This is a genomic window from Cryobacterium sp. MLB-32, assembly GCF_000738085.1.
GTDB lineage: Bacteria > Actinomycetota > Actinomycetes > Actinomycetales > Microbacteriaceae > Cryobacterium.
Genome location: NZ_JPRS01000704.1, coordinates 1 through 531, shown reverse-complemented (window position 1 = coordinate 531; position 531 = coordinate 1). Strand labels below are relative to the sequence as shown.

The following is a 531-nucleotide window of genomic DNA, read 5'->3' as shown; positions in this document are numbered from 1 at the left end:
GGGGGGGGGGGGGGGGGGGGTCGACAACCCCCGCATCAAGAAGTCGAAGATGAAGGCGCGTGAGTTCTTCCAGACCCTCGCGGAGATCCAGTTCGAGTCCGGCTACCCGTACATCATGTTCGAGGACACCGTGAACAAGGCGAACCCGATCGAGGGTCGCATCAACATGTCGAACCTTTGCTCCGAGATTCTTCAGGTGAACACGCCGACCACGTACAACGAGGACCTCTCGTACAACGAGATTGGCAAGGATATTTCCTGCAACCTCGGGTCGATGAACATCGCCCTGGCGATGGACTCCGGTAACCTCGGTCGCACCGTGAACGCGGCCATTCGTGGCCTGAACGCCGTGTCCGAGCAGAGCCACATCAGCTCGGTTCGTTCCATCGAAGATGGTAACGACCGTTCGCACGCCATCGGCCTGGGCCAGATGAACCTGCACGGCTACCTGGCCCGCGAGCGCATCTACTACGGCAGCGAAGAGAGCATCGACTTCACCAACATCTACTTCTACACGGTGTTGTTCCACGC

Annotated in this window: 1 pseudogene; it reads left to right on the top strand. The window is 59.5% G+C overall.

Annotation, left to right across the window (positions count from 1 at the left end):
* A pseudogene (locus JF66_RS20995) lies at nucleotides 1–531 on the top strand (ribonucleotide-diphosphate reductase subunit alpha); the annotation flags it as partial.